This is a genomic window from Novosphingobium marinum, from assembly GCF_013408095.1.
In the GTDB taxonomy this organism is placed as follows: Bacteria; Pseudomonadota; Alphaproteobacteria; order Sphingomonadales; family Sphingomonadaceae; genus Novosphingobium; species Novosphingobium marinum.
In genome coordinates this window covers 1-5,181 of the sequence record NZ_JACBZF010000019.1, presented here as the reverse complement: position 1 = coordinate 5,181, position 5,181 = coordinate 1, and the positions used below count along the sequence as shown (strand labels likewise).

Genomic DNA, 5,181 nt, shown 5'->3' with positions numbered 1-5,181 from the left:
GAGGGCATAGCGTGGATGGTACGCTAAACAACGCTAAGGGCGAACAATCAGCGAACGCTTAGGCGGCGCGGCTATCCGGCGGCAGATTGAGGGCCTTGCGGCCAGCGGAAGCGGCTGCTCGATCCCAGAGGAAATCGCCCGAGAAAGCAATATGCTCCCAACCTACTGGGGACGTATGGGCGAGTAGATCATCAGGCACCGCGACCGATGTTGATCGTAGATGCTGGGCGGCGGCATCCATGTAGATCGTGTTCCAATAGACGATCGCGGCGACGAGCAGATTGAGGCCGGACGCCCGATATTGCTGCGCCTCGTGGCTGCGGTCGATGATGCGGCCCTGGCGGAATGTGTAGATCGCCTGCGTCAGGGCATGGCGCTGCTCGCTGTTGTTGAGACCGGCATGGCATCGCCGGCGCAGATCGGGATTTTCTAGCCAGTCCAGCATGAACAGCGTCCGCTCGATCTTGCCGATTTCCTGTAGCGCGACATCGAGCTGGTTCTGCCGTTCGTAGGCAGCGAGCTTTCGCAGCATGACCGATGGCGCGACATGGCCGGCCTTGATCGACCCTACGAGGCGCAGCACGTCTTCCCATTGCTCACCGATGATGTCGGTGCGGATACGCTTGCCCAACAGCGGGGTGATGGACGGATAGGCCGTGACCGGCGCGATCGGCGCGAGCCGCCTGTCGGGGAAGTCGCGCAGGCGCGGGCAGAAGCGAAATCCCAGCATCGCGCACAGGGCGAAGACATGATCGGTCGCCCCGCCGGTGTCGGTGTAATGCTCGACGATCCTGAGATCGGTGCCGTGGCTGGTGAGGCCGTCGAGGACATAGGGCGCCTCATGCGTCGCGGCCGAGATCACTTTGACGTGGTAGGGCGCGCGCTGATCAGAATTATGGGTGTAGAAGCTGAAGCCATGATCGACGCCATAGCGGGCGTTGATATCGCCGCCCGACGCGCCGCGCTTCGCGGCCCTGAAGAACTGGCCATCGGAACTGGACGTGGTGCCGTCGCCCCATACTCGTGAGAATGGCAGGCGGTGGTGCGCGTTGATGAGGAGGGCCAGCGCCGCGCGGTAGCTGTCGTCGCGGATATAGGCGTCATGGGTCCAGAGGAGCTGATCGCGCGTGACGCCCTGACTCGCCGCCGCCATGCGCGACAGGCCGAGATTGGTCGCATCGGCGAGGATCGTGGCGAGCAGCGCGTTTTCATTGGGACACGGCTCGCCGGTACGCAGGTTGGTGAACGCCGCAAGAAAGCCGGTTTCCTGCGCCACCTCATGCAGTAGCTCGGTGATGCGGATGCGTGGCATCATGGCATCGAGCCGGTCGGCCAGCGCTTCGGCGTCGGGCGTCGCGATCGTGCGAACGGGGGATATCTGGAGGCGGTCGTCGCGATATCGCACACCCTCCAGAGCGTCGCGCTTCAGGCGCTGGGCAAATTTCTTAAGCCGCCAGTCAAGTTCGCGGCCCCGCTGTTCGAGCCATTCGCCGGCTGTGGGTGGCAGACCGAGAGCCGACACGATCGGCTTCGCCTGGGGTTCGCTGAGCAGGTAGCTGTCGAACCGGCGGTATCCTGCCGATCGCTCCACCCAGACATCCCCGGAACGCAGCTTGTTGCGCAGATGCGCGATCGTCGCGATTTCCCAGAGACGCCGGTTGATCTTGCCGTCATCGCCCACGACGATTTTCCGCCATTCCTTGCGGAAGGGCATCGGAGCGTCGGCAGGCAGATCGCGTTTGCCCGACCTGTTGAGGTCGCGCAGCATCTCGATGGCGGCGATCGTTTTTGCACTGCCCTTTCCGGCCCTGAACTGGAGCGCCTCAAGCAGGTCGGGGGCGAACTTGCGCAACGTCGCATAGCGGTCGGCCGCTACCGTCAGCGGATCAAGGTTGGCGGTTTCCGCGATTGTCGCCACTTCTGGCCTCGCCTTCAGGAGGGTGTTCCACCCGACCGATGCGTCCAGGGCCTCCATTGGATCTTCGCCGGTATCGACCGCATCGGTCAATGCGTCGATTGTCCTGCGAAAGATCAGCATCAGCCGCGCCACATTCTTTGACGTGGTGGCATAGCTGCGCGCCTGGGCGTTCTTCGCGCGGGTGAAGATGCTGCCGATCAGCTTGTCCGCCATCTCCAAGGCGTTATCGGTCAGTCGTTCCTCGAGGTCGAGCAGGAACGCAACCAGCGTAGCGCGCCGTCGGGAGGGAATATATCGCTCGATCATATAGGCAGGCGAAGCGCGGCCTTCCCTGACATATTGCCGAAATCGGTCGGCATGGATGCGGCCAGCCACGTCCGGGGAGATGCCGATCTTCCGCACTTGCCGCAGGCGGTCGAGAATCTGGCGGATGTGATCGGGCCTGGCCGCAACGGGAATGGTCTTGAGCGAAGCGAGTTGGCTCATGCCGCCGGCGTCGTCAAAGACCTGGTCGAGGGCGTGGACCTGTTCGGCGCTAAGATCAGCGATCAGGGCGTAGGCAGCCTGCTTGCGGGCACGCGCGCGTCCCGCACTACTGGCGCGTTCGATGGTGGAGATGGACGGCAGTAGAATCCGGGCCTCGCGAAGGGCGGTGACAACGCCGATCGCTATCGTCATCCCCTTGTCGGTCGCCCATGCCGTTTTCGCGGCCGCTTCGATCATGAAGGGAATGTCGGCGCGGGTTGGTCCACGAAGGCCCGCTCGCATCGCCAGCTCGCGGGCATGGTCCGTCATCGTCTGATCCCGCGCTGCATAGTTGGCCAGGTCGGTTACGTGTAGACCAAGTTGTTCCGCGACGAAGGCGGCGAGATCATGGGGTATCGCTCCCTTGTCCTGTATCAACTGCGCCAGTGTGATGCCCGGGTGCCGCAAGAGCGCGAGTTGCAGCGCGACACCCAACTGGTTCCGTCGCTCCCGTCGTGCGCCGATGATCTCGATGTCCGAAGGCTCGAAGGTGTAGAGCCGGGCTAGATGGTCGCGCTCGCTCGGGATGGCGAGGATCTGATCGCGTTCGCTCTCGGTCAGGAGTTGATGCTTACGCTTCGTCATTCCGATTCCCGTCCACAAAAGGTCATCTGGGCCTATGGACAGCCATGAGTAAAGAGACATAGTATGTGGACGGATATGGATGGGGCGAAGCGATCGCCCTTCAGATCGTCCACAGAACGACCGTTTGGGAGACGCACGGGATGGGCGATATTCTGGGTTATGCCCGCGTCAGCACCGGCGATCAGGACGTGGCTGGACAGACCATGCGTCTGGAGGAGGCCGGCGCGATCAAGGTGTTCACCGACGTCATGTCGGGCAAGAGCATGGAGCGGCCCGGTCTGGCCGAACTGATCGCCTATGCCCGCAAGGGCGACACGCTGGCGGTGGTCCGCCTCGATCGGCTTGGGCGCTCGCTCGCCGAATTGCTCACCACGGTCGAGACGCTACGCGGCCAGGGCATCGCGCTCCTGAGTCTTGAGGAAAAGATCGACACATCGTCGGCCGCCGGCGAACTCATCTTCCATGTGTTCGGGGCCATCGCCCATTTCGAGCGGAGACTGATCTCCGAGCGAACCAGGGATGGGATCGCCGCCGCGCGCGCCAAAGGCAAGTTGCCCGGCCGTCAGCCGCTCGACATGTCCAAGGTACATGCCGCCATCAAACTGGTCGAAGCGAGCATCTCGCCGACAGAAGCAGCACGACAACTCGGCATCGGCCGATCGACCATCTATCGAGAAATGCGCCGCCTCGGCGTGGAAAGGCCCATCTGAATGTCCAGATCGAAATCGGCTCACGATCTTTCCGGCCTGATGAAATATGCGGATCGCGCGCCATGGGATGAGGCATTGGCCGAAATGCTGTCCGCGCATCTCGATCCGGCGAGCGAAGCGACCGGACTCGAGCCTGACGCCATATTCGAGATAATTGGCGATCACTGGCAAGGGCCGCTATGGGGCTGCGCCTTTGAAGATCTGCTTACGCAGGAACTGGAACCCGACGGTCGCAATCTGGTCGATGACTATCTCAAGCGCCGGGGCTGGAACGAAAAGGCGCCGAACAAGGCCTATATGCGCGCGTTACGCGATACGGTCATGTCGCTCTATGAGGTCAGCGAAGTCGTGCCTGGTCAGTCGATGACCTTGCGCGATCTGCTGCGCGACGTTGCTCCGGTGACGGTGCGCGAACACGGTGCAACCCAGACCCTGGTCAACTGGGACAAGATCGCCGCAAGGGTTGTCGACGTGAACGGGCGCCATGGCATTTCCGGAGCGCTGTTGCCGTTCAGCGCTGAGGGCGCCGTGCGAGTGGTCGAGGCATTTTCCCGACTTGCCGACGAAACTCAGGACACTGCGGAATTGGACCCGTCCGATCGGGACGCGCTTCTGGGAGCATCGGGACCGATGTTCACGAACATGTGGCTGCTCGACTGTCTGGGCAAGGCCATGCCCGGCAGCGCGCCGGATATGGTCAACGCCGACGGCGATGACCTGGTGTTCCACCGTATCGTTTTTCCGCTGGCGAAAGGCGTGGTCGGCAAGAGCCTGATCCGAAGGCTGAACGCGGCACAATGGCTGGAACCTGCCAGCGACAGTTTCTGGAACTGGCTGGCACCAGCGACGAAGAACAAGAAGCCGCAAGCGACCAAAGGCAAGCGGGCCTTCGTCACGACCATGGATGACGGCACGCCGGTTTTTGCCAATGTGGAACTGGCAGGGCGCAAGCTGATCGTCGAGGTAAACAGTGCCGCCCGCGCGGAGCGAGCAATTACCCAGATGGGCGAATGGCTTGGTGATTGCGTGAGCGCGCCTATGGCCGAAATCCGGACGCTCGATCAGGTTACGGCCGACGATGCCGCCCGCACGCCACAGGACGAGGCGCTGGATATTCCACCGCATGAAATGGAGCGCATCGTTCACGATATGCTGACCCGTGAATATACGAAAACGCTCGATGAGCCGGTCCCAGCCCTCAGCCACAAGACGCCACGCGTTCTGGCCTGTACAAAGGCGGGGCGGGTAAAGGTAGCCGACTGGCTCAAATATATCGAAAATGGCGCGGCAAAATCGGGCACCGCCGATCCGATGGGCACCTATGACTTTACATGGATGTGGGAAGAACTGGGGCTTAGCGACCTCCGGCGGTAACGGCCATCATGCGGTTCTTGAAATGTTCTCGCTTAGCGTTGTCTGGCGTACCTTCCACGCGATGCCCTC

The 5,181-nt window shown here is 62.3% G+C and carries 3 protein-coding genes; 2 read left to right on the top strand and 1 reads right to left on the bottom strand.

Annotation, left to right across the window (positions count from 1 at the left end):
• Positions 1 to 58: 58 nt before the first annotated feature.
• Entirely contained in the window at positions 59 to 3,028 is a 2,970-nt protein-coding gene (locus FHS75_RS17685; RefSeq protein ID WP_015449292.1) for a Tn3 family transposase, read from the bottom strand.
• Between the two features lie 140 nt (positions 3,029 to 3,168).
• Between FHS75_RS17685 and FHS75_RS17680 the strand changes: the two genes are divergently transcribed.
• Both FHS75_RS17680 and FHS75_RS17675 read left to right on the top strand, forming a co-directional pair.
• Complete coding sequence (locus tag FHS75_RS17680) at positions 3,169 to 3,738, top strand: recombinase family protein (protein WP_013849886.1); 570 nt, start codon at positions 3,169 to 3,171, stop codon at positions 3,736 to 3,738.
• 84 nt (positions 3,739 to 3,822) lie between these two features.
• On the top strand, positions 3,823 to 5,112 hold the full coding sequence (locus FHS75_RS17675) for a DUF7986 domain-containing protein (RefSeq protein WP_244959152.1): 1,290 nt from the start codon (positions 3,823 to 3,825) through the stop codon (positions 5,110 to 5,112).
• Positions 5,113 to 5,181 lie beyond the last annotated feature (69 nt).

Excerpts from the sequence above, each read along its gene's own strand:
- FHS75_RS17685 (WP_015449292.1), bottom strand. The coding sequence starts at position 3,028 with ATGACGAAGCGTAAGCATCAACTCCTGACCGAGAGCGAACGCGATCAG.
- FHS75_RS17680 (WP_013849886.1), top strand. The coding sequence starts at position 3,169 with ATGGGCGATATTCTGGGTTATGCCCGCGTCAGCACCGGCGATCAGGAC.
- FHS75_RS17675 (WP_244959152.1), top strand. The coding sequence starts at position 3,823 with ATGCTGTCCGCGCATCTCGATCCGGCGAGCGAAGCGACCGGACTCGAG.